This window comes from Cellulomonas sp. EB106-03-03-XG116 (assembly GCF_058792015.1).
The window spans coordinates 16,854-40,534 of the sequence record NZ_JBYTEP010000034.1 but is presented as its reverse complement, the minus strand read 5'-3'; the positions used below and the strand labels follow the sequence as shown (position 1 = coordinate 40,534).

General features: G+C 75.7%; 20 protein-coding genes and 1 riboswitch. Of the genes, 16 read left to right on the top strand and 4 right to left on the bottom strand.

Features of this window, described 5'->3' with window-relative positions:
- The first annotated feature begins 9 nt into the window (after positions 1-9).
- The 10 genes from AC3WUG_RS13105 (at position 10) to AC3WUG_RS13060 (ending at position 10,113) form a co-directional block, all read left to right on the top strand.
- Positions 10-1,218, top strand: coding sequence for a type II secretion system F family protein (locus AC3WUG_RS13105; protein WP_492328067.1), 1,209 nt, complete (start codon positions 10-12; stop codon positions 1,216-1,218).
- 150 nt (positions 1,219-1,368) lie between these two features.
- A complete protein-coding gene (locus AC3WUG_RS13100) occupies positions 1,369-1,911 on the top strand; it encodes a prepilin-type N-terminal cleavage/methylation domain-containing protein (protein ID WP_492328066.1) in 543 nt (180 codons plus the stop codon).
- Positions 1,908-2,444, top strand: a complete 537-nt coding sequence (locus tag AC3WUG_RS13095) for a prepilin-type N-terminal cleavage/methylation domain-containing protein (protein WP_492328065.1) — start codon at positions 1,908-1,910, stop codon at positions 2,442-2,444. Before AC3WUG_RS13100 ends, AC3WUG_RS13095 begins: the two co-directional genes overlap by 4 nt.
- Before the next feature lie 72 nt (positions 2,445-2,516).
- The gene (locus AC3WUG_RS13090; RefSeq protein WP_492328064.1) at positions 2,517-3,110 is read left to right on the top strand and encodes a prepilin-type N-terminal cleavage/methylation domain-containing protein; all 594 of its coding nucleotides are present in this window, start codon (positions 2,517-2,519) and stop codon (positions 3,108-3,110) included.
- 93 nt (positions 3,111-3,203) lie between these two features.
- Positions 3,204-4,214: a pilus assembly protein PilM gene (gene pilM / locus AC3WUG_RS13085; protein WP_492328063.1), complete on the top strand. Its 1,011-nt coding sequence runs from the start codon at positions 3,204-3,206 to the stop codon at positions 4,212-4,214.
- On the top strand, positions 4,211-4,936 hold the full coding sequence (locus AC3WUG_RS13080) for a hypothetical protein (protein WP_492328062.1): 726 nt from the start codon (positions 4,211-4,213) through the stop codon (positions 4,934-4,936). Before pilM ends, AC3WUG_RS13080 begins: the two co-directional genes overlap by 4 nt.
- Positions 4,933-5,541 carry a hypothetical protein gene (locus tag AC3WUG_RS13075; RefSeq protein WP_492328061.1) on the top strand — a complete coding sequence of 203 codons (609 nt, stop codon included), beginning with the start codon at positions 4,933-4,935 and terminating at the stop codon, positions 5,539-5,541. The genes AC3WUG_RS13080 and AC3WUG_RS13075 overlap by 4 nt, the downstream gene beginning before the upstream one ends.
- Positions 5,538-7,442, top strand: a complete 1,905-nt coding sequence (locus tag AC3WUG_RS13070; protein ID WP_492328060.1) for a type IV pilus modification PilV family protein — start codon at positions 5,538-5,540, stop codon at positions 7,440-7,442. Before AC3WUG_RS13075 ends, AC3WUG_RS13070 begins: the two co-directional genes overlap by 4 nt.
- A 20-nt stretch (positions 7,443-7,462) precedes the next feature.
- Positions 7,463-8,110, top strand: a complete 648-nt coding sequence (locus AC3WUG_RS13065) for a PulJ/GspJ family protein (protein WP_492328059.1) — start codon at positions 7,463-7,465, stop codon at positions 8,108-8,110.
- Positions 8,107-10,113, top strand: coding sequence for a hypothetical protein (locus AC3WUG_RS13060; protein ID WP_492328058.1), 2,007 nt, complete (start codon positions 8,107-8,109; stop codon positions 10,111-10,113). The genes AC3WUG_RS13065 and AC3WUG_RS13060 overlap by 4 nt, the downstream gene beginning before the upstream one ends.
- Before the next feature lie 219 nt (positions 10,114-10,332).
- Here the strand turns inward: AC3WUG_RS13060 and AC3WUG_RS13055 are convergent, their stop codons facing one another.
- Both AC3WUG_RS13055 and AC3WUG_RS13050 read right to left on the bottom strand, forming a co-directional pair.
- Positions 10,333-11,124 (bottom strand): prepilin peptidase, encoded by a 792-nt coding sequence (locus tag AC3WUG_RS13055; protein WP_492328057.1) that lies wholly within the window; start codon positions 11,122-11,124, stop codon positions 10,333-10,335.
- Positions 11,125-11,272: 148 nt separating this feature from the next.
- A complete protein-coding gene (locus tag AC3WUG_RS13050; protein WP_492328056.1) occupies positions 11,273-11,779 on the bottom strand; it encodes an Lsr2 family DNA-binding protein in 507 nt (168 codons plus the stop codon).
- A gap of 330 nt (positions 11,780-12,109) precedes the next feature.
- On the opposite strand from AC3WUG_RS13050, the gene AC3WUG_RS13045 reads away from it, so the two are divergent.
- From AC3WUG_RS13045 to AC3WUG_RS13020, 6 genes are all read left to right on the top strand, one after another.
- On the top strand, positions 12,110-12,694 hold the full coding sequence (locus AC3WUG_RS13045; protein ID WP_492328055.1) for a hypothetical protein: 585 nt from the start codon (positions 12,110-12,112) through the stop codon (positions 12,692-12,694).
- A 270-nt stretch (positions 12,695-12,964) separates the two neighbouring features.
- The gene (locus tag AC3WUG_RS13040) at positions 12,965-13,894 is read left to right on the top strand and encodes a hypothetical protein (protein ID WP_492328054.1); all 930 of its coding nucleotides are present in this window, start codon (positions 12,965-12,967) and stop codon (positions 13,892-13,894) included.
- A 143-nt stretch (positions 13,895-14,037) separates the two neighbouring features.
- Positions 14,038-16,731, top strand: a complete 2,694-nt coding sequence (locus tag AC3WUG_RS13035; RefSeq protein ID WP_492328053.1) for a hypothetical protein — start codon at positions 14,038-14,040, stop codon at positions 16,729-16,731.
- Positions 16,732-16,975: 244 nt separating this feature from the next.
- Complete coding sequence (locus tag AC3WUG_RS13030; protein WP_492328052.1) at positions 16,976-19,513, top strand: DUF4118 domain-containing protein; 2,538 nt, start codon at positions 16,976-16,978, stop codon at positions 19,511-19,513.
- The gene (locus tag AC3WUG_RS13025; protein ID WP_492328051.1) at positions 19,510-20,283 is read left to right on the top strand and encodes a response regulator; all 774 of its coding nucleotides are present in this window, start codon (positions 19,510-19,512) and stop codon (positions 20,281-20,283) included. Before AC3WUG_RS13030 ends, AC3WUG_RS13025 begins: the two co-directional genes overlap by 4 nt.
- A gap of 203 nt (positions 20,284-20,486) precedes the next feature.
- Positions 20,487-20,561: riboswitch (cyclic di-GMP riboswitch) on the top strand.
- 16 nt (positions 20,562-20,577) lie between these two features.
- Positions 20,578-20,802: a BldC family transcriptional regulator gene (locus tag AC3WUG_RS13020; RefSeq protein ID WP_147796295.1), complete on the top strand. Its 225-nt coding sequence runs from the start codon at positions 20,578-20,580 to the stop codon at positions 20,800-20,802.
- Positions 20,803-20,884: 82 nt separating this feature from the next.
- Here the strand turns inward: AC3WUG_RS13020 and AC3WUG_RS13015 are convergent, their stop codons facing one another.
- Both AC3WUG_RS13015 and AC3WUG_RS13010 read right to left on the bottom strand, forming a co-directional pair.
- Complete coding sequence (locus tag AC3WUG_RS13015; protein WP_492328050.1) at positions 20,885-21,499, bottom strand: TetR/AcrR family transcriptional regulator; 615 nt, start codon at positions 21,497-21,499, stop codon at positions 20,885-20,887.
- 13 nt (positions 21,500-21,512) lie between these two features.
- On the bottom strand, positions 21,513-23,678 hold the full coding sequence (locus tag AC3WUG_RS13010; RefSeq protein ID WP_492328049.1) for a YhgE/Pip family protein: 2,166 nt from the start codon (positions 23,676-23,678) through the stop codon (positions 21,513-21,515).
- Positions 23,679-23,681 lie beyond the last annotated feature (3 nt).

Below are 23,681 nucleotides of genomic sequence, written 5' to 3'. Positions count from 1 at the left end.
GCCGGCGGGATGAAGACGTTCGAGTACGCCGTCGTCGGGCCGGACGGCCGCCAGGTCACCGGGCGCATCGAGGCCTCGACCGAGCGGGCCGTGGCCACCCGGCTGCGCGAGCTGGACCTCGTGCCGACCTCGATCGCCGAGGTCGCGAGCACCGGGATGAACAAGGAGCTCTCGCTCGGCGGCAAGAAGATCAAGCCGGCCGACGTCGCGATGGTCGTGCGGCAGCTCGCCACGATGGTCCGCGCCGGCCTGCCGCTGCCGCGCGCGCTCAACGTGCTCGCCGAGCAGTCCGAGAAGCCCGCGCTGACCGAGGTGCTCCGCGACCTGAACGCCGAGGTGGGCGGGGGTGCCTCGCTCGGCGAGGCCGTCGACCGGCACGCGAACGTGTTCCCGCCGGTGGCGCGGGCGCTCATCGCGGCGGGCGAGGTCGGCGGTTTCCTCGACGAGGCGCTGGCATCGGCGGCCGCGGGGATGGAGTCGGACCTGAAGCTCCGGCGGACGATCAAGGGGGCGATGGTCTACCCCTGCGTGGTGCTCGGGATCGCGGTCGTCGCCACGGCGGTGATGATCCTGTTCATCGTCCCGGTGTTCGCGAGCATCTTCGAGGGCCTGGACTCCGAGCTGCCGGCGCCGACCCAGGCGCTGGTCGTGCTGTCGGACGTGCTGACCGTCGCCGCGTTGCCGCTGGCCGCCGCGATCGCCGCGTTCCTGTGGTGGTGGCGCCGGCACCGCCAGGACCTCAGGGTCCGCGAAGCCGTCGAGCCGCGGCTCCTGCGCGCCCCGGTCGTCGGTTCGCTCATGCGCAAGCTCGCCATCGCCCGGTTCACGCGCAGCCTGTCGACGATGGTCAGCTGCGGCGTCGCCCTGGCCCGCGCGCTGGAGGTCGTCGGGCCCACCAGCGGCAACATCGTCATCGAGAAGGCCGCGGCGCAGGCGGGGGAGTCCGTGCGGGGCGGCCAGTCCTTCGCCGAGAGCCTCGAGGCCACCGGGGTGCTGCCCTCCCTGGTCGTGCAGATGGTCACCGTCGGCGAGGACGCCGGGGACCTCGACGGGATGCTGAAACACGTCGCGGACTTCTACGACGACGAGGTCATGAAGGGCACCGAGGCATTGACGAGCGCCCTGGAGCCGATGCTGCTCGTGCTCATCGGCGGGGTCGTCGGCGGAATGCTGCTCGCGTTGTACATGCCCATTCTGACGGTGACGAGCGAGATGTGAGCTCCTTCTCATGATTCTTTTCGGATGGGTCGGCGACCGCGTGGCGACGTCCGTCCGGTCGCGCATTTCGGCTGTCCGCCAGGGGGATGCAGGCCCACTACCGGCGTCCGGTGGTGTTTGTGAGGTATCTGGAAGAGGAAGTGAGCAGAGATGCTGATCCGGAATTACGCGAGGCGGTGGTCTCGCAGCAAGCCTGAGCGCGAGGACGGGTTCACGTTGACCGAGCTCCTGGTGGTCATCGTGATCATCGGGATCCTGGCCGCGGTCGCGATCCCGCTGTACATCAACCAGCAGGCGCGGGCCCGGGACGCGGCGGCGCAGTCCGACGTGTCCGGCATCGGGCGCGAGATCCAGGCGCAGCTCGTGAACATCGGCGTGGACAAGATCCGGCTCGGGATCAACACCGCCAAGTCCAACTACACGCTGTCCACAGACGGCGGCGGCACCCGGGAGTACCTGGGCGGCATCTCGCAGGGCGTCAGCCTGCTGCGCGCGAACGGTGAGGCCGTGCGGGCCCAGGGCGAGCCCGGCGGCCCGGACTACATCGAGCTGATGGTGCACGAGCAGGGCGCGACCGTGCTCACCGAGCAGAACTGGTGCGTGCAGGTCAAGGCCGAGTCCGGCAAGGAGAAGGTCTGGCGCTACTCCGCCAACGGCGGCCTGAAGCCGGGCTTCTGCGGGGTGTACTCGTGATCCGCGGGCTGAGGAAGGGCGGGCGGTCGCGCCCTCAGGACGACGGCGGCTTCACGTTGACCGAGCTCCTGGTGGTCATCGTGATCATCGGGATCCTGGCCGCGGTCGCGATCCCGCTGTACATCAACCAGCAGGCGCGGGCCCGGGACGCGGCGGCGCAGTCCGACGTGTCCGGCATCGGGCGCGAGATCCAGGCGCAGCTCGTGAACATCGGCGTGGACAAGATCCGCATCGGGAAGAGCGCTGCAGGCGCGAACTACACGCTCTCCACCAACGAGGGCGGCCAGTTCGAGTACCTGGGCGGTGTGTCGGCCACCGTCGAGCTCCTGGATTCCGGCCGCAACGTGGTCACGTCGACGAGTCCACCTGGGGGCGTCCCCCTGATGACGCACCCCGCACCCGCGGCGGGCGCTCCCACCGCGCCCACCGAGCAGACGTGGTGCATCCACGTCCGCACGGACTCGGGCAAGGAGAAGAACTGGCGGTACTCGGCCACGGGCGGGCTCGCCACGGGCCTGTGCGGTGAGAGCTGACGCTTTCGTCACGACGCGGGCACCGGGCGCACCCGGTGCCGTTGAGGAAGACCTGAAGAAGGAGAAGGACGAATGACCATGCGCATCCGCCGACGCGACGAGGACGAGCGGGGCTTCACGCTCACCGAGCTCCTCGTGGTGATCGTCATCATCGGGATCCTGGCCGCGGTCGCGATCCCGCTCTACATCAACCAGCAGGCCCGAGCCCGGGACGCGGCGGCACAGTCCGACGTGTCCGGCCTCGGTCGCGAGATCCAGGCCCAGCTGGTCAACATCGGTGTCGACAAGATCCAGCTGGGTGTGAACGCGGCCGAGACGAACTACGTCCTGCGGGTGGTGGACAGCCTCGGGGCCGAGTCGACCGAGCAGCTCGGCGGCATCTCGAACACGGTCATCCTCGTGGGCGACGACGGTTCGCCGGTCGCAGCGGGCGCGTTCACGACGCTCATGGTCCAGCCCGGTCTGCCCACAGCTGGGCCCGACGCCGAGATCACGCGCGACCTGAGCGAGCGGAGCTGGTGCATCAACGTCCACACGCCCGGAGGCAAGGACAAGAGCCACCGCTACTCCGCCAACGGCGGTCTGCAGACAGGGCTGTGCGCCCCGGCGGGCTCGGAGACCGAGCTGGTCTACGGGGGCGGCGCAGCTGGGGGAGGTGCGGGCTGATCTCGCGCCGAGCGACGCCGTGATCCCCGCCCCGGTCCTCCGCTCGGAGGGCCGGGGCGGGTCCTGGACTCGAGTGAACGGAAGGTCAACCACGTGACACAGCGACGGATCGGCGTCGACCTGGGGCGGACAGCCGTCCGCGTGGCCGAGGTCGACGGCGCGCCCGGCAAGCGGCCGCGGCTGCTGCGGTTCGGTGAGCAGTCGCTCCCCCCGGGCTGCGTCGAGCGTGCGACGGTGGTGGACCCGGCTCGGGTCACCGCCGCCGTGCGCCGGGCCTGCAAAGCGGCAGGTGTTCGCGGCCGCGACGTGGTCCTCGGGGTCGCCGGCGAGCACGCGATCGTGCGTCCGATGACGCTCCCCGCGGCCTCGCGGGAGCAGGTGCGCAAGTCGTTGCCCTTCCTCGTGCAGGAGCAGCTGCCGGTGCCGGTCGCGGACTGCGTGCTGGACTTCTACCCGATCCGCGAGCACGGGGGCCAGGTCGAGGGCCTGCTGGTTGCGGTCCCCGACGCCGCCACCTCAGCCGCCGTGGAGGCGGTGGAGCGTGCCGGTCTTCGCGTCGTGGGAGTGGATCTCGCGGCATTCGCCCTCGTCCGAGCGGTGGTCGCACCGGGGGCGCCGCAGGCGATCACGGCCGTCGTGGATGTCGGCGCGGACGGTCTGCACATCGTGGTGGCCGATCTCGGCGTGCCGCTGCTGGTCCGGTTCGGCGCGGTGGCCGGCACGGCACTGGCTGCAGAGATCGAGCGACGGCACCAGGTGGACGGGGCCGCTGTCGAGCACGCCCTGAACGACGGGACAGCACTGCACGGTGACCTGGCGCCGGTGGTCGCCGAACATGCCGAGCGGATGGCCGTCACCGTGGCCGAAACGCTCGCGTTCCACGCTCAGAGCGGTGGCCGCCTCGTGGAGCGCGTGCTGCTCACCGGCCGCGGCGCCGCCGTCCCCGGCTTCGGGCAGTACCTGGCGACGTTCGCCCGCGTTCCCGTGTCGCTGCCGCGGGCCGACGAGGTCTTCGCCGTGGACCGCAAGGCGGCGCGCGCGTGCGAGGCGGCGCCACCGGCGTGGGCGGTCGCAGCAGGCCTCGCCGTCGGGAGGCCCGCATGAGCCCGCTCCTGCAGCGTGACCGAGCGGCCGCATCTCGATCCGAGGCGGCGGCTCAGCTCGGTGCCGTACCCGTGGTGGACCTGCTGCCCGAGAGCGTTCGGGGGCGCCGTGCCCTGCGTGCCCTGCGCGCCAAGTGTCTCGTGGTCCTCGTGCTCGTCGTGCTCGTGCTCGTGGCCGCCATGGCGTGGGGGATGACGCAGCGATCGGATGCGCAGTCCCGCCGCACCGCCGCAGAGGTCGAGTCGGACCGCCTGGTTGCTGAGGTCGCCTCGTACGCCGACGTGTCCAGGACGCGATCGGAGATCGCCGCGGTGCGCGCCGCGATCACCGATGGCATGCGGAATGAGGTGCTGTGGGCCGACCTGGTCCGGCACTTCCAGGCCAGCCTGCCGGGCTACGCCGACATCGAGAGCCTGTCGATCTCGATCGTCTTCGAGGTCGACTACCTCTCGAGCGACGACGGCCCGTTCGGCCCGGGCGAGGCGATCGGCGAGGTCAGCTGGGTGATCGACGTGCCGACGCTCGAGCAGAGCGGTGATCTCATCGCCACGCTCGACGCGGCGGGCGGCTTCATCGGGGCGACGTTCACCAGCGTCGACCGGAACGACGACACCGGGAAGCACCGCGTCAACGGGTCCGTCCACCTGGACCGCTCGCTCCGCTCGAACCGCTTCGTCCCGGAGTCCGAGGCCTCCGACGCCACCGAGGAGGCGACGTCATGAAGCGCGCACGCTCGCTGTGGGGAGCGGGCACCGCGATCGTCGCCCTGCTGGCCGCGGCCGCCTGCTGGTTTCTGGCGCTCTCGCCGATGCTGGAGGAGAAGGACGGGGCGACTGCCGAGGCGGTCCGGGTCGAGGACCTGAACGAGACGCGACGGCTGGAGGTTGCGCGGCTCGCGGCAGACCGGGAGAACCTCCCGGCGCTGGAGGCGGAGCTCGACGGGCTGCGCCGGCAGTTCCCGACCGACCTGGAGCTTGAGTCCTTCGTTCAGCAGCTCGCGCACCTCTCGGCGCGTTCGGGCGCGACCGTCGTCTCGGTGTCCCGGTCGACTCCGACGCCGAGCGACGCCGGCGGCGCCGGACGGCTCTTCCGGGTCGCGGTGAACCTGACCGTCGAGGGGACGTTCGATCAGCAGCTGCAGTACCTGAGCGACCTGCAGACGGTCGAGGACCGGCTGTTCCTCGTCACCTCTGCGGCGGACCTCAGTGGGGCGGACACCATGACCATCACCGGTTACACCTTCGTCCTGGTCGACGCCTCCGCGGTCCAGCCCGCCGAGACTCCCGCCGAGGAGGCCGCCGACCCCGCGGGCGAGGACTCGCCGTGACCCCCCGACGGCGCCTGGCCCGGCTGCGCCGCGCACGCGACGAGGGCTTCACCCTCGTCGAGTCCGTCGTCGCCACCACCCTGTTCGGCATCTTCGCCGCCACCCTCCTCACGTTCGTGATGGGCACGTTCCGGATGTCGGTGGAGACGCAGCGCCGGGTGGCCGCCACCCACCTCGCGTCGTCGGTCGTCGCGGAGGCCCGGGAGCTGGCGGCGCAGCCCCTGGCCGCCGCGGCGGGCGGGCCGGTCACGCCGACGATCGACCCGACCTTCCTCGACGACACGAGCACCGTCGAGGTCGGCGGCGTCCCGTTCCAGGTGACCCGGACCGCCCGGGTCGTGACCCCGGACGGCGCGGACGTGTGCAGCGCGGGGCTGTCGGCCGCCGTCGCGTCCGCCGCGCTGGTCGAGGTGGCCGTCGAGGTGTCCTGGGAGACCGGCTCCTCTCCGGTGCGGCTGACCGAGCGCGCGGCGCTCGCGGAGCGGTCGTTCGTGGCCGTCCAGGTGCACGACGAGACGGCGCCGGTGCCCGGGCTGCGGGTCGAGCTGCTCTCGTCCCAACAGCGCACCGGCGGCACGCCCGCGGTCACCTCGACGACGACGGGCGCTGACGGGTGTGCGGTCTTCGACATCGACCCGACGGCCGACCCCGCGCCGCACCACTGGTACGCCGTCCAGGCGGGCGACGCGACGCAGCAGTCGGCGCAGCACGTGACCGCGGACGGGCGGTTCAGCACGGGAGCGCAGTACCTCGGCCGGGCCGAGGCCGGGATCGTGCGGTCCGCCGTCGTCGAGGTCCGGCGCGAGGCGACGCTGCGGTTCACGGTGCTGGACGAGGCGGGAGAGGCGGTGGTCGGCCCCGACCTGGACGACCTCCCCGTCTCGCTGGTGCCGGCCGACAGCGCGGCGCCCGGGCAGGTCCGGAGCACCGCCGAGATCGAGGCCGCGGTGGTCGCCGACGACCGCACGCTGACGTCCTGGCGGTACCCCATGCGGCACCAGGACGTGGCGGCGGACGCCGTCTGGTGGGACGGCACGCCGGGCCTGGTGCCCGACCAGGCCGTCATCACGCTGCACCCCGACGACCAGGAGATCGCGCACGACGGCGCCGCGACGCTCGAGGTGTCCGCCACCGGCGACGAACCGCTGCACGCGCTATGGCAGGCCTCGACGAGCGGGGGCCAGACCTGGCGGGACGTCGCCGAGGGGGAGGAGCTGTTCGAGCTCGAACTCGTGGCGGGGGAGGTCCTCGCCGGCGACGTCCGCGTCCAGGACCGCCTCATGGTCCGCGCCGTCGTCTCGAACGCGACCGGGTTCGACGTCTCCCGCGCCGCGACGATCCGGGTGCTCACGCCCGAGGGCGAGCTGCCGACGTACCGGTCAGCGCAACCCGAGATCACAGTCCCGCCGATGGGTCAGTCGGCCTCGGTCGGCTCTCGGATCACCTTCGAGGCGCAGGGCAGCGGACCGGGGATCCTCTTCATGTCCTGGCAGCGGTCGGTCGATCGCGGCAGGACGTGGGACGAGCTGCACCTCGGCCTGAACCAGTGGACGTGGACGACGCCGGTCCTCACCGCGGAGGACCACGGCGCCTGGTACCGCGTCGTGGTGGTCGCCCCGTGGGACAACGTCCCGGTCTGGGACCCGGGTCCCACGGACAACCTTCCGGTGGCGAGCCAGCACGCGGTCGTGTCGCTGTTCGACGACACGCGCGAGTTCACCCTGCGCGCCCTGTGGCCGACCGACTACGCGGTGTGGCTCGGGGCCCGTCCCGGGTCGCTGATCCCCGTCGGCCTACCGCCGGGCGGGACGGTGGACGTCGCGCTGTCGGTGACCGGCGAGGTCGTGGCGGTGCGCGACGCCGACGGGGTCGTCACGATCGCGCGCGGGGGCGGGGAGTGACCGCCCGGAGCTGGCGCGGTGTGGGCCGGCGAGACGTCACGCGGCCCCGCGACGCCGGGGTCACCCTCACCGAGCTGATCGTCGCGATGGCGGTGTTCAGCATCGTCCTCGTCGGCGTCGCGGCGCTCACCGCCGGCATCCAGCGCTCCGACCGCGCGGCGTGGCACCGGGTCGACGACACCGAGGAGGGCCGGTACGCGCTGATGCAGCTGTCCCGGGTGATCGGACGCGCCGTCGTGCCGGTGACGGTCGGCGGCCGGGAGCGGTCGGCGTTCGCCGACCTCGCGCCGGACGGCCTGACCGTCTACGCGGACCTGGACAACCCGGGAGGGGCGGCCGGCCCGTCGCGGGTGGAGTACGTCCTCGACGACGGCGTGCTCACCCAGACCACCCGGCGCCCGGTGGACGGCGACCGCGCCACGTACTGCGCGGACGACGACGCGACCCCCGAGTGCGAGGGACGGGTGCAGGCCGCGGTCCTCGCGCGCGCCGTCCGGGACGGCGGCGACCCGCTGTTCACCTACCTCGACGCCGCGGGGGACGAGACCGCCGCCCCGCACCTGGTCCGCACCGTGCTGGTCTCGCTCGCCCTCCAGCAGGACCCGACCACCGGCGACGAGCCGTCCCGGTTCACCGACCGCCTGACACCCTCGGGGCTGCTGCCATGAGCCACCTCCGCCGGTCCGACGCCGGCCTGTCCAGCGTCACGGTCCTGTTCACGTTCCTGGCGCTCACCGCGCTGGCGATGGTCACCGCCGTGTACGCGGCGAACGCCGTCCGGCCCGCCGCGCGTCACGCCCACTGGACGCAGGCGGGTGCCGCGGCCGAGGCGGGCGCCGCCGACTACCAGCAGCGGCTGCTCGACGACCCCGCGTCGTGGCTCGACGTCGACTGCGACGACCCGGCGCTGGTCGGGCAGGACCCCGACGTCCTCGGGCACACCTGCCCGTGGCCTGCGGGCGCGACGGGGTGGGCCCCGGTGACGGACGGCGACGACCCCGACTCGTCGCCCGCTTACCACTACGAGGTGACCGGTGCCCCCGACGAGCTGGACGACCTCTGGGCGACGTCCCTCACCCTGACGGTCACCGGCCGGTCCGGCTCGGTGGAGCGGGTGCTGGAGGTGCGGTTCGCCCGCGGGTCGACCGCGGACCACGCGCTGCACCAGGGGTCCGACCTCGTCGAGCCGACCACCTGGGCGGAGGGCCGCCGCGCGCTGGGGCTGCCCACCGACCTCGCGGACGGCTGCGGCGCGGGCACGCTGCTGCTCGCGGCCGACCGGGTCGACGACTGCGCGAACCTCGCGACCCTCGCTGCCGGGGACTCCATCACCGGCAGCGTCCTGACCCGGGACCGGATCGCGGTCGGCAGCACCGACCCGGCCGCCGACGACCCGCTGGTCGACGGGGAGTACGCGACCGCCGACCCCGCCTGCGAGCCGGCCGACGGCGACGCAGCCACCTGGACGTCCTGCGTCGGCGCGGCCGCGGGTGGGGACGCGTCGGCGGCGGAGGCCGAGGCGCTGCTCGGCGGCTGGGCACCCGTGCAGCGGACCTGGACCGCGCTGCCGACCAGCACCGCGACGCTGTACGCCGACGTGCCGGGATGCCACTACTACGGCGCGACCCGGATCGTCGGCGAGGGCAGGACCATGCGCGTGTGGTCGCCCGGGACGGCCGCCGCGGCGGCGCGCGGGGCGCCGTCCGCGGTCGCCGGACCCGACGGGGTGACGCCGACCTGCGGCACCGGGACGGTCGACGTGCCCGACGGGCTCGCGGTCGTCGTCTGGACCACGCCCCGTGAGCACGCCGCCGCGGCGGGCGCCTGGACCGTCGACACCCCGCTGGACACCGTCACCCAGGAGGTCGGCGGCGACGGGCCCTACGGCCGGCTGCCCGTCGGCAGCTACGGCCCGACCCCGGACCCCGCGCTCGGCGCCGGGTGGCTGACCGGCGCGATCGACCCCGAGACGACCCGCACCACCAAGTGGGCGCGGTACGGCAACCTCTACCTGGAGGGGCAGTTCTCGCCCGGCGCCGACGACGGGGGCGGCGGGCTGACGTTCGTCGCGCAGGAGTCGGTCGTCGTGACGGGCGACGTGCTCCGCACCGGCGCCGGACCGGGGGACGGGTGCGCCGACCTCGGCACCGAGTGCCTGCTCGGGATCGTGGCCGGGCGGGACGTCGAGGTGCTGAACCCCGTGGTCACCGACCTGGTCGGGTCCGGCACCGACGCCGGCGACGCCCGCTGGGACTTCGGGCTCGAGATCGGCGCCGCCACGGTGCGGGCGCCCACCGAGGCCGAGAGCCGCGTCGGGGACCGGTTCGACTCCTGGCCGCACCGGTACAGCGACCACCGCACCGGGGTGCCCCACCCCGCCAAGGACGACGGCCCGGGGCTGCAGATCCAGGCCGCCGTGCAGGCGCTGTCCGGCACGCTGCGGGTCCAGCACCACTGGACCGCAGACCCCGGCTTCGACGTCGTGGTGCACGGCTCGCTCGCGCAGCGGTACGCCGGGGCGGTCGGACGGGCGGCGGTCGACGGAGACGGCGGGCACTACCCGACGATCGTGCACGACCCCGCGCTCACCAGCGGGACACCGCCGTACCTCGCGCCGCTGCTCGGCGAGGCGTGGCGGGTCCGGGCGGTGACGGAGCTCGGGGCGCGCTGACGCCTGCGGCTGACGGCCGTCGCCGGCGGCCGCGGGCGGCGTGCCGCCGTGGCTTCGTGCGGCGGCAGCCCCTGTGCCCGGGCGGGGGCGTTGCCCGAGCGAGCAGTCGACGCGTCGAGCGGGTAGTCGCCGACTGCTCGCTCGCCGCGTCGGTTGCACTCTCGGCGGGCGGGGAGGTCCCGGGTCGGCCGGCGGCGCGCCGGTGGAGCCGAGCCCCCGCTACGTCAGCAGGCCGAGGTACCAGTCGCCGACACGACCGCCGAGCGCGATGCCGAGCCACGCCCCGGCGAGCATCCACGGGCCGAACGGGATCCCCGACCGCCGGCCCGCGCGGCCGGCGACCACGAGGCCCACCGCGTACAGCCCGCCCAGCAGGAACGCCGCGAAACCGCCGACGAGCAGCACGTCCCAGCCGAACCACGCCAGGCACAGCCCGAGCACGCCCGCGAGCTTCACGTCCCCGAGCCCCATCCCGCCCGGGTACGCCAGCGCGGCCACGAGGTAGAACGCGAACAGCCCCGCGCCGCCGATCGCCGCGCGGACGAGGGCGCCCCAGCCCGGCTCGCCACCGGGGTTCCAGGACGCCAGCGCGAGCAGCGCCGTGCACACCGGGTACGCCGGCAGCACGAGCACGTCCGGGAGCCGGTGGACGTCGAGGTCGATCAGCGTGAGCGCCACCGAGAGCGCCGCCAGGTAGAGCAGGACCGGCAGGGTCCACGCGAGCCCCGCGGCCGCGGCGACGGTCGCGAACAGCACCGCAGTCCCCGCCTCCACCAGCGGGTACCGGAGCGCGATCGGCGCTCGGCAGTCCCGGCACCGGCCGCGCAGCAGCAGCCAGGACAGCACCGGGACGTTGTCCCGCGCGCGGATCCGGTGCCCGCAGCCCGGGCACGCCGACGGCGGCCGGACCACCGAGGCGCCGCGCGGCACGCGCCAGACGACGACGTTGAGGAACGAGCCGATCGCCAGGCCGAGGGCGGCGGCGGTGAGGACGAGCGGGGCAGCGGGCACGGGGCTCCTCGACGGGTGGGGCGGCGGGCGGCGTGCGCACGGGGACCGGGCGTCGCTGCGCGGGCGGTCCGGGTGGTCCCCGGGCGGCGGGTGGTCCTGGTGCGGAAGGTGGTGCTGGTGCGGCAGGTGGGTGCTGTGCGGCGGGTCGTCAGGCGTGCGGGTGGGCGGCGAGGTAGGCGGTCACGATCGCGGCGGGGAGGCGGCCCCGGTCGGCGACGCCCAGGCCACGCTCGCGTGCCCAGGCGCGGACCTGGACCGGGTCCACCGACGGGCGGCAGTGGCGGCACGCCCGGTCGGCGGGATCGGGCGCGGGGCCTGGTCCGGGATCGGGCGTGGTGCCGGCTCCGGGGTCGGCCGGCGATCCGGGTGCGGCGTCGTCCGCACGTGCTGCGTCGTGCGGACTGCCGGACGCGCACACGAGCGTGCCGCCCGAGCGCAGCCAGCGGGTCAGCGTCTCCAGCGCGGCCTGCACCGCGGCGGGCTCGACCGGGTCCTCGGGCGGTGGGTCCGCACGGGTGCTCGCGGGCGAGGGCGCCGGCGGGTCCGGCGGCCGGTGGTCGCCGCGGTCGGGCGGCGGGCTCGGCGGCGGGCCCACGGGCAGGGGCAGCCAGCCGCACGTGGCCCGGTCGGTCGGTGGGGCGGTCAGGTCGGTCATCGGGCGCTCCGGTGCATCGATGGGGAGGCGCGTCCCCGGCGTCGGCGGTGGCCGGCGCCGGGGGAGCCGCGTCGCCGCCGCCCGGGCTCGCGGGTTCACCGGTACAGGTCCGGCGCGACGCACGTCCTGCCTCCAGGGGTACTCGCACCGGGACCGCGCGCAAATGACGGCCATACCTACTCAAATTGCGTGTTTGCGGGGATGCGTCGGGTGCTGGGTCCCGGGTCCCGGGGGCGACGCGCGGGGTGCGGTTAGCCTCGACGTGCGATCGCGGGCGACAGCCGCAGCGCGGGACCGCACGTCACAGCAGCCGACGATCGGAGTGCAGCCATGGCCCCTCGACCGACGACCCACGACCGTGCCGCGACCCGGGCGCCGGAGGCCTCCCGGCGGGCCACGCGCGGGGCCGAGCCCCGACGGTGGCGCGGTTTCGCCGCTGCGGGCGCCGTCGCGCTGCTCACGGCGTGCGCCTCCGGACCGGGCTCCGCGGGTGACGCGGACTCGCCGACGGCCGAGCCTGCGACGCAGAGCCCGTCCCCGACCCTCGCGCTCGTCGCGGGGTCGTCGGTGGTGGGCCTGCCCGACGGCCTCACCGCTCCGCCGGTCGACGCCGTGGCCGGCGCGGCCCGCACCGCCGACGACGGGCTGCTCTACGTCGTCACCTACGGGTCCGGCAGCTGCCCGGCGGTCGCCGACCCGTCGGCGACCGACCCCGGCGACGGGACCGTCGCGGTCACCTTCCCCGAGCTCGGCGACGGTCCGTGCACGATGGACTGGGTCCCGGCGACGACGGTCGTCGCGCTGCCGGACGGGGTCAGCGCGGACGACGACCTCACGGTGCTGATCGGGGACCTCGGGCAGGTCTCGCTGCCTGCCGGGTCGCACGAGCCCGCGTGGGTGCAGCCGGAGGCCTGACCCGGGCCGCGAGGGACACGCCGGGCTGCGTCCCCAGGGTTCGACGGGGGGGCTGGCGGCGCGACGGGGCGGGCTCGCTAGAGTCGGTGGCTCAGCCGCGCTCGACCGTCCCCGACCCCGGGAGCACCCCCGATGCGCGCACGCCCCGACACCGCTCTGCCCGCGCCCCGCGCCGGCCTCGACGACCCCGCTCCGTCTGGCGCCGCGCAGGGTGAGGTCGACCCGCCCCCGCCCGCCGCGCCACGCGCCACCCGGCGTCGCGCGGCGCGGGTGCTCTCCGTCCTGCTCGTCGTGGTCGTCGCGGCGGGGTGGGGCGTCCTGCGGGAGCGCGACGCGCGGGCGGCGGAAGCCCACGACCGGGCCACGGCGGCGCTCGCGGAGGCGGCGGCGCTGCTCCGCGACGCCCGGGACGAGGGCCGGTCCGCGCTCGCGGGCTCGGCCGGGCGCGTCGCCGACAACGCGGTGCGGACCGACCTCGCCGCGCTGCTCGTCGACGTGCCCGCGACCGCGCCCGACCCCGACCTGCCGCGCGCCGCGGCGACGACCTGGGCCCTCGAGCAGTCCGGGGCCGCGCACGACCGCGCGGGCCGGATCTCCGCGGCGGTCGCGGCCGTGCGCTCGGCGCAGGAGGCGTGGGAGCACGACCGCGCACACGATGGGCACGCCGAGGCGGTGCAGGCGCTGGCGCACCTCGCGGACGAGGCGCGCGCGGCGCTGGCGGCCTCCGAGGGCCGCGTGCTCGACGACGCCGTCCGGGAGGTGCTCGCCGCTGCGCTCGCGGCGGCGGACGAGTCGCTCGGCTCGCCGGTCCCCGCGGGCACGGCGGAGCTGGACGCCGCGGCCGCGACGCTGCGGGAGCGCGCCGACGCGCTCGCGGCCGCGCGGGCGGACGTCGCGGCGGCCGAGGAGGCCTGGCAGGCCGAGCAGGACCGGCTCGCGGCGGAGCGCGCGGCGGCGGCCCGGGCTCCAGCGTCGTCGTCCGGGACGCGCGGGACGGCGGGCACCTCGTCCGGCGGGACGCGGGCCCCCGGCGGGTCCTCCGGCGGCTCGACGACCGGCCCGGGCACCGGCCGGTACGACGGCTGGCTCTCGGGCTGGTCCCCGGGCGACCCCGTGCCGGACGGCTGGACGGTGGTCGTCGAGACCGAGGGCGGCGGCTGGGGCGGCGACGAGCACGGCAACGTCTGGGACCTCGGATGACCGGCGTGCCGCGGGGGAGGCGCCGCTGAGCTGAGCCCCGATCACGACGAGACGACCCGCGACCGACCGCACCCAGCGGAGAGGGCCCGGTGCTGGCACACCGGACCCTCGCGCCCGCTCGACAGTTCCTCAGGAGACCTGACATGCAAGCACGGCCATCTTGGCATGCCCGCCGCGCCACCTCGGCGCTGCTCGCCGCCACCCTCGCAGCGGGGGCGGGCCTCGCCCTGCTGCTCGCCCCCGGCCCGGCACCGGCCGCCGCGGCGGTCCCGGCGACCGGCATCAGCATCACCCCGTCCGGCTACGGGCCCGTCCAGCTCGGCCCGCTCGACGGGCCCGCCGGGTCCGACGAGCACGGGTACTGCGTCCAGGCCCGGGTGACCGCGTCCGGGCCCGCCGACACCGTGCGCGGCGCGACCCACGTGGACGACCCGCAGCTGGCGGCCGCGCTCGCCCGGCACCGCTGGTCGACGGACGACCTCACCCAGGCGGCGCTCGGCTACGAGGTGCACCAGCGGCACCAGCGCCCCGGCTCGATGGCGGGTGGGGACGTCGGCGCCGTCCGCGGCCTGCTGGCGGCCGCGACCCCGCAGGCGGTGAAGGACCGGGCCGCGCAGATCATGGCGCAGGCGGCGGCCGAGGCCGGGCCGTGGACCGGCGTCGCCGGGTCGGTCGCGGGGGAGGGCACGCGGACGGGCGAGATCCGCGGCATCGCGCTGCGGTCCGCGTCGGGGCAGGCGGTGGCCGGCGTCCCGTTCACGGTGACCCTGAGCGGTCCCGCGACCCTGGACGCGACCGGCACCCGCACGTACTCCGGCACGACCACGGCGGCGCCGATCACGCTCGGCTGGACCGCGACCGGCAACGGCACGGTGTCGTACGAGGTCCGGTTCCCGGAGGCCTGGCGCACGACGCTCACGGTGCTGGAGCTGGCCGCGAACCGGCAGGACCAGCTCACCTACGGGAACCGGCCCGGGCACGACCCGGCGGAGGTGACGGTGCCCGGCGAGCCGTTCGAGGTGGTCCGGGACTTCCGCCCGCGCGCGACGACCACCGTCCGCGACGTCGTGGTCGGCGCCGGGGACCCGCTCGTCGACGTGGTGACGTTCGCCGCGGCGCCCGGGGACGAGTGGGCCGTCGTCGACGGGGCACCGGTCGCCCTGCCCGCCGACGTCACCTGGTACGGGCCGTACGACAGCCCGCAGCCGCAGGCGGCGGCACCACCCGCGGGTGCGCCGGTCGCGGGGGTCGAGCGCGTCGTCGCCGAGGGGCCGGGGACGGTCAGCACGGCGGGGACGGTGCGCGCGAGCGGCCCGGGCTTCTACACCGCGGTCGTCACGATCCGCCGCGCCGACGCCGGCCGGTTCGCGGACTACGTCCGCGAGGACTTCGCGGCACCGTGGTTCGAGGAGGTCGAGACGGCGGTCGACCGGTTCGACCTCGTGCACGAGTCGGAGGTCCGCGAGTACAACGTCGCGCCGGGCGGCCGGGCGTTCGACCGCATCACCATCAGCGGCTACCCGCAGGACCACGGCCAGTTCGGCGGGCTCGGCGGCTGGGCGCCCGACCTCGGGGAGGCGACGGTGACCGTGTACGGCCCGCTGGAGGCGGCGCCCGACGGCCCGGAGGTGCCCGAGGACGCCCCGGTGCACTGGACGGACACGCTCGCGGCGGTGGACGGCGTGTTCGAGGTCGGCTACGACGACGCGCACCCGGTGCTGGCACCGGCGCGGGCCACCTACCCCGGCGGCGACTACTTCGTGTTCGTGTACGCGTTCGCCGGGGACGACCGGGTCGAGGCGTTCGTCAGCCCGTTCGACGACGTGCGGGAGGTGTTCTACGTGCCCGGTCCGCCCGAGGTCGTGGTGCCGCCCTCCGTCGTGACGCGCGCGCAGCCGTCCGCCGCGACCGGTGCGCCGATCCACGACGTCGCCCTCGTCACCGGCACGACCGACCCGGGTGACCACCTGGTGTTCCGTGCCTACGGCCCGCAGGACCCGGACGCCGAGCCCGCGTGCGACGACGACACGCTCCTGTGGACGTCCCCGGCGGTGCCGGTCCCCGGTGCCGGGCTCTACGACTCCGGGAGCGCGCCGGCACCCGACCGGGCGGGCACCGTCTACTGGGTCGAGACGCTGCACGCCGCCGACGGGTCCGTCCGGCACACCGGCGTCTGCGGGCTGCCCTACGAGACCACGCGCGTGACCGCGGACCTGGCGGTCCGGACGCAGGCGCGCTCCGCCGCACCGGAGGGCTCGACCCCGGCCGAAGGCGCCGCCCCGGCCGAGGGCTCCACCCCGCCGGACGCGGGCGGCGAACCCGACGCGGTCAGCCGGTCCGACACGGGCGACGGGCCGGTCGTCGGCGACGCGCTCTGGGACGTCGTGGTCGTGAGCGGCACGGTCCCGACGGGGGTGACCACCGTCGTCGACCTGTTCCACGCGCCGGAGGGCGAGCCGCTCGTCTGCGGCGAGCCGATCTGGACGTCGGCGCCGATCCCGCTGGTCGACGGCCCGGGGGAGTACGTCACGGACCGGTACCCGACGACGGCTCCCGGCACCTACGGCTACGTCGAGCGCACCACGGCCGCCGACGGCACGGCGCTGTCGGCGGGGGCGTGCGGCGACCCGGCCGAGACGCTGACCGTCGCGGCGCCCGCGCCCGAGGCGGCTCCGGAGCCGGAGCAGCCGCTCGCGGTCACGGGCGTGGACGCGGCGCTCCTCGGCGGGGCGGCGCTGCTGCTCGTCGCCGGCGGGGTGGCCGTCGCGGTGCACCGGGCGCGGCTGCGGCGCGTGCTCGACGCGACGGCGGCCGACGAGGGGTGGCCCGCGCCGTGAGCCGGCGCCCGCGGCGCGCGATCGGGTCGCGCGCCGCGGGCAGGGTGCGGTGTGGGCGGCGGGCAGGGTGCTGCGTGGGCCACCGGGCGGGGTGCGGCGTGCGCGGCGGCGCCCCGTCCCGCCGCAGGTCACCGCCTCCGGCGGGACTACGATCACGGCAGGGACCTGGAGCGCCCCGGGACGCGGCGGCGGCGGTCGTCGCACCGCCCGGAGCTCGCCCTCGACGACCAGGAGGGGTGAGCGGATGACCCGGGGCCGGCTGCGCGTGCTGCTCGGGGCGGCGCCCGGCGTGGGCAAGACCTACGCCATGCTCGAGGCCGGCCGCGACCTGCGCGCCGACGGCCGCGACGTGGTCGTCGCCGTCGTCGAGACCCACGGCCGAACCGCGACGGCCGCGCTGGTCGAGGGCCTGGAGGTCGTGCCGCGGGCCCGCGTCGAGCACCGCGGCATCGCGCTGACCGAGCTCGATGTCGACGCGGTGCTCGCCCGGCGCCCGCAGGTCGCGCTCGTCGACGAGTACGCCCACACCAACGCCCCGGGCTCCCGCAACGACAAGCGCTGGCAGGACGTGGCGGAGCTCCTCGACGCCGGGATCGACGTCCTGACGACGGTGAACATCCAGCACATCGAGTCGCTCAACGACGTCGTCCGCACGATCACCGGGGTCCCGCAGCGGGAGACCGTCCCCGACGCGGTGCTCCGGGCCGCCGACAACATCGAGCTGGTCGACCTCGCCCCGCAGTCCCTGCGCGACCGGCTGGCCGAGGGCAACGTCTACCCGGCGGAGCGCGTCGACGCGGCGCTGTCGAACTACTTCCGGCTCGGCAACCTCACGGCGCTGCGCGAGCTGGCGCTGCTGTGGCTCGCCGACGAGGTCGACTCCGCGCTGCGCTCCTACCGCGCCGAGCACGCGATCGAGGCCCCGTGGGAGGCGCGTGAGCGCGTGGTCGTCGCCCTGACCGGCGGGCCGGAGGGGGAGACGCTGCTGCGTCGCGGCGCCCGGATCGCGGCCCGGTCGTCCGGCGGGGAGCTGCTCGCCGTGCACGTCAGCGCCCAGACCGGCCTGCGGGACACCGACCCGGGCGCGCTGGCGGCCCAGGCGGCGCTCGCCGAGCAGCTCGGCGGCACCTACCACCACGTGGTGGGGGAGGAGGTGCCGAGCGCGCTGGTCGCGTTCGCCCGGGCGCAGGACGCGACCCAGCTCGTCATCGGGCTGAGCCGGCGCGGCTGGCTCAAGGCCGCGCTGACCGGCCCGGGCATCGGCGCCACGGTGATCCGGCAGGCCGGGCCGATCGACGTGCACATCGTCAACCACGCGGCGGCCGCCGGCGCCCGGCTGCCGCTGCCCCGGGTGACGGGTGCGCTGACCGTGCGGCGGCGCCTCCTCGGCTTCGCGCTGTGCGTGCTGCTCGGGCCGCTGCTCACCTGGTGGCTGGTCACCGCGAAGAGCCCCGACTCCCTGGCGAGCGACGTGCTCGCGTACCAGCTGCTCGTGGTCGTGATCGCGCTGGTCGGCGGGCTGTGGCCCGCGCTGCTGACCGCCCTGCTCTCGGGGCTGACGCTGAACTACCTGTTCGTCGCGCCCACGCACACGATCACCGTCAGCGAGCCCGTGCACGCGCTCGCCCTGGCCCTGTACGTCGTGAACGGCGCCCTGGTCGCGGCCGTCGTCGACCTCGCCGCCCGCCGCACCCGCGCCGCGCACCGCGCCCGGGCGGAGTCCGAGCTGCTCGCCACGGTGGCCGGCGGCGTGCTGCGCGGCCAGGACGCGCTCGGTGCGCTGATCGAGCGCGCGCGGGAGGCCTTCGGGCTGGCGGGCGTGCGGCTGCGCGCGGACGACGAGGTGCTCGCGGAGTCGGGCACCGTCCGGCCGGGGTCGCCGCACGTCCCGGTGGACGAGCACACGGTGCTGGACCTCGACCGCGGCGACGGCGTCCCGCGCGGCACCGACTCCGCCGTGCCGGACGTCGACGGCGCGGACAACCGCCTGCTCGGCGTCGTCGTCGCGCAGGTCGCCGCGGCACTCGACCACCAGCGGCTGAGCCGCAACGCCGACGCCATCGGCCCGCTGCGGGAGACCGACCAGGTGCGCAGCGCGCTGCTCTCCGCGGTCAGCCACGACCTGCGCCGCCCGCTCACGGCCGCCACGACCGCCGTCGGCAGCCTGCGGTCCCAGGACGTCGACTGGTCGCCGGCCGACCGCGAGGAGCTCCTCGCGACCGCGGACGAGAGCCTGGCGACCCTGACCGGCCTCGTCACCGACCTGCTGGACGTCAGCCGGCTGCAGGCGGGCGTCCTCGGTGTCTCGGTGCGCCCCACGGACGTCGACGACGTCATCCTGCCCGCGCTCGACGAGCTGGGCCTCGGGCCCGACGCCGTGCACCTGGAGCTCGACCCCGCGCTGCCGCCCGTGGAGGCCGACCCCGCGCTGCTCCGCCGCGTGATCGTCAACGTCCTCGCGAACGCCGTGCACGCGAGCCCCGCGGGCGTGCCGGTGCGCGTGCAGACGAGCGCGTTCGCCGACCGGGTGGAGATCCGCGTCGTCGACCACGGCCCCGGCGTCCCCGCCGACCGGCGGGCGGACCTGTTCGTGCCGTTCCAGCGGCTCGGCGACACGGACAACGCCACCGGCCTCGGGCTCGGCCTGGCGCTCTCGCGCGGGTTCGCCGAGGGGATGGGCGGGACGCTCGGGCCGGAGGACACCCCCGGCGGCGGGCTGACCATGGTGATCGCGCTGCGCCAGGCCGGCGCCGCGCCCGACCCGGGGGAGCGCGCGGCGTGAAGATCCTCATCGCGGACGACGACCCGCAGATCCTGCGCGCCCTGCGCATCACGCTGCGGGCCCGCGGCTACGAGATCCTCGTCGCCACCGACGGGGTGTCGGCGCTGAACCAGGCGATCGAGCACAAGCCCGACCTGTACCTCATCGACCTCGGGATGCCGCACCTCGACGGCGTCGAGGTGATCCAGGGGCTCCGCGGCTGGACGACGGCGCCGGTCCTCGTGCTGTCCGGGCGCACCGGCTCCGCCGACAAGGTCGAGGCGCTGGACGCGGGCGCCGACGACTACGTGACCAAGCCGTTCGGGGTCGACGAGCTGCTCGCCCGGATCCGGGCCCTCACCCGCCGCGCCTCGGGCGGCTCCGACGCCGAGCCGCTGGTCTGCATCGGCGACGTGACCGTCGACCTCACCGCGACCACCGTGACCCGGGACGGCACACCGCCCGAGCCGGTGCGGCTCACCCCGACGGAGTGGCGGATCCTCGAGGTGCTGGTGCGCAACGCCGGGCGCCTCGTCACCCGGCAGACCCTGCTGTCCGACATCTGGGGCTCCGAGCACATCACCGACACCGGGTACCTGCGGCTGTACCTGTCGCAGCTGCGCAAGAAGCTCGAGCCGGACCCGGCCGCGCCGCGGTACCTGCTGACCGAGCCGGGGATGGGCTACCGCTTCGACCCGACGGGCGGCAGCGGCCCCGGCGGCGGCTCCGGAGCGGGCGGACCGGTGCCCCCGGCCGGCACGGGCGCGTCCGCGGGCCAGCCGTCCGGGTGATCCTCGCGTCCGGCACCGCCCCCGGACGGGTGGCGTCGGCGCCCGTCCGGCTGACCCCGGTGGCGACGGCAGGGCGGCGCTGGTAGCCGCGGAGCGGTCGGCGCCCGTCCGCGATGTGAACGCGCACACCGCTGACCTGCGGTTCTGTCCGCTCTCGGGTGGTACTTGCCGTTCTGTCCGATTTCTGTATAGTTCTCCTCGTTGAGCGACAACGGCAAACCCGCTGCAAGGCGGGGACGCAAAGCCACGGGTCCCAAGGGGACAGCCGGGCTACCGAACCGACTAGGAGTCATCATGACGTACCCCCTCGAGGCCCAGATCCCGACCCAGGCCTCCGCCTCCCTGCTCACGCCGGGTGAGGTCGCGGTCATGTTCCGGGTCGACCCGAAGACGGTCACCCGCTGGGCCCAGGCCGGCAAGCTCTCCGCGGTCCGCACCCTCGGCGGCCACCGCCGGTTCCTCGAGTCCGAGGTCATGGAGCTGCTCGGCGGCGTGCCGCAGCAGGCCGGCCGCCTCTGAGGCGCAGCACCCCGCAGCTTCGCGAACGGGCCCCCGAGCACACGCTCGGGGGCCCGTTCCGCGTTCCGGGGGATCGCGCGCCTCAGCCCGGCAGCGGGTCCAGGATCGTCGCCAGCACCGCGCGGCGGACGTCCGCGACCGGCCGGTCGGGCTGGAACGCCAGCCACTCCAGCCCGGCGACGAGCGTCGCCCCGAACATCGCCGCGGCGGTGAGCGAGGGGTCGCGGTGCGGCCAGGACGCCTCGACGACCTCGGCGAACACGGCGAACGACTCGTCGCGCACCTGCCGGATCGAGTCCTGCCAGTCGCGTCCGGTGCGGAACACCTCGGCCACCAGCACCTTGGCGAAGTCGGGGTGCCCCTGGATCTGCGCGAGCAGCTCGTGCACCAGCGCGCCGACCGCGTCCCGGCCCTCGCGCCCCTCGGCGGCGCCGCGCAGGGCGGTGGTCAGCGCCTGCTGGCCCTCGGTGAGCACGGTCTCGAACAGCGCGCCCTTGGACCCGAAGTTGTAGTAGACGCTGCCCTTGGCGACGCCGGCCCGGTCGGCGATGTCGTCGACGGAGGTGGCGGAGAACCCGCGGTCCGCGATGAGCGCGACGGTCGCCGTGATGATCGCGCGGCGGGTGTCGCGCCGGCCGGGGCCGGGGGAGTCGACGGCCCCGGAGGGCGCGGGCACGGCGTCGGCGGCGGCTGGCATGGCACCCAGCCTCTCAGATCGACAGGGCGGGGTGCAGGCGGGACAGCGTCCACGTCCGCTGCCGGGCCGCCCGCCACGAGGTGATCGCGAGCGAGCCGAGCAGGAAGGCCGCCAGCGCCGCGACCGAGGTCCACAGCCGCGCGTCGGTGCCGCCGGTCGTGAGCTCGCGCAGGCCGGTGACGGCGTAGGTCATCGGCAGCGCGGGGTGCAGCGCCCGGAAGAACCCGGGTGTCGTCTCGACCGGGTAGGTGCCCGACGCGGCGGTGAGCTGCAGCATCAGCAGCGCGATGATCGCGACCTTGCCCGCTGCGGCGCCCAGCACCGCGATCAGCATCTGCTGCACCGCGAGGAACGCACCCGCGACCAGGACCGTGAAGGCCGCGGTGCCGAGCGCCGTCGACCAGCCGAGGCCGAGCCCGAAGTGCACGACGGTCAGCAGGATCACGACCTGACCCACGCCGATCGCCAGCGCCGGCAGGTAGCCGGCGAGCGCGATCCGCCACCCGCGGGCGGGGGTCGCGAGGCCGCGCGGCGGCAGCGGACGGAGCAGCAGCCAGGTGATCAGCCCGCCGACGAACAGCGCGAGCGGGACGAAGAACGGCGCGAAGCCCTCGCCGTAGCCGTCGGCCGCGGCGACGTCGGTGCTCGACAGCTCGACGGGGGTGCTCAGGGCACTCGCCCGGTCGGACCGGGTCGAGTCGGAGTCGTCCGGGATCTGGGCGGCGCCGTCGGCGAGCTTGTCGGCGAGCTCCTGGCTGCCGTCGCCGAGCTGGTCGGAGCCGTCGGCGACCTGTGTCGCGCCGGACGCGAGGGTGCCGGTGCCGGACGCGAGATCGGCGGCGCCGGACGCGAGCGTGTGCGCGCCGGAGTCGAGGTCGGACGCGCCGGAGGCGAGGGTGCCCGCGCCGCCCGCGAGGTCGGACGCGCCGGCGGCGACCTGCGCGGTGCCGGACGCGAGGGTGCCGGCGCCCGACGCGAGCTCCGCGGACGACGAGGACAGCGTGCCGATGCCGGTCGCCAGGGCGGCGGAGCCGTCCCGGAGGTCGTGGGCCCCGGTCACGAGCGCCTGGAGGTCGGCCGCGGCCTGCTGCTGGGCGGCCGCGTCCGGCAGGTCGAGGTCCGCGACGGCGCCCTGGAGCTGCGCGAGCGCCGCCTGGATCGCGGCGGCGGTCGCCGTGTCCCCGGCCGCGGCCCGCTGCTGCGCGAGCGTGCCGAGCTGCTGCCCGGCGGTCGCGAGCGTGCCCGACAGGCCCTGGGCGCCGGACGACAGCGCCGTGACCGTCGCGGCCACCTCGTCCACCCCGTCGCTCACGTGCTGCGCCCCGTCGGCCAGCGCGCCGGCCTTGGTCGCGGCGTCCGACGCCCCGTCGGCGAGCCGCTGCGCCCCCGCAGCGAGGTCCGCCGCGCCCGAGGCGGCCGACCCCGCGCCCGACGAGAGCGTGCCCGCGCCGGTCGCCAGGGTCGCGGCCCCCGAGTCCAGCCGGCCGGCGCCGCTCGCGAGGTCCGCGGCGCCGGAGGACAGCCGGGCCGCGCCGTCCGCGGCCGAGGTCGCCCCGTCGGCGACCTGGTGCGCACCGGACGACAGGTCGCCGCTCGCGGCGGTCAGCGTCAGGGCGCCGTCGGACGCCTGGGCGAAGCCGTCGCGCGCCGAGCCGAGCCCGACGAGCACCTGGTCCGCGGCCTGCTCGCCGATGGTGGCGGACACCGCGGCGCGGATCTGCGTCATCGCGCTGCGGCCCAGGGTCGAGGCCAGGTAGGAGTTGGCGTCGTTGTAGGTGACGTCGATCTCCGCCGACGTCGGGGTGTCGCCGCCGATCGACGCGATGTCCGTGGAGAAGTCGGCGGGCAGCGTGACCGCGAAGTAGTAGGTGCCGTCGGTGACGCCCGCGGCGGCCTGGTCGGCGTCGACCTGCCGCCAGTCGAGCGCCTCGGAGTCGAGCAGCTCGTCCACGACGTCGTCGCCCGCGCGCAGCGGCTCGCCGTCCTGGGTCGCGCCCTCGTCGGCGTTCACCAGGGCCACCGGCAGCCGGTCGAGGTTGCCGGTCGGGTCCCAGTAGGCCCAGAGGTAGAGCGCGCCGTACAGCAGCGGGATGGCGAGCATCGCCACGACGGCGAGCTTCGGCAGCAGGCCGCGGCGGAACCGGCGCAGCTCGGTGCCGGTCGACAGGGAGGAGAGCATCGG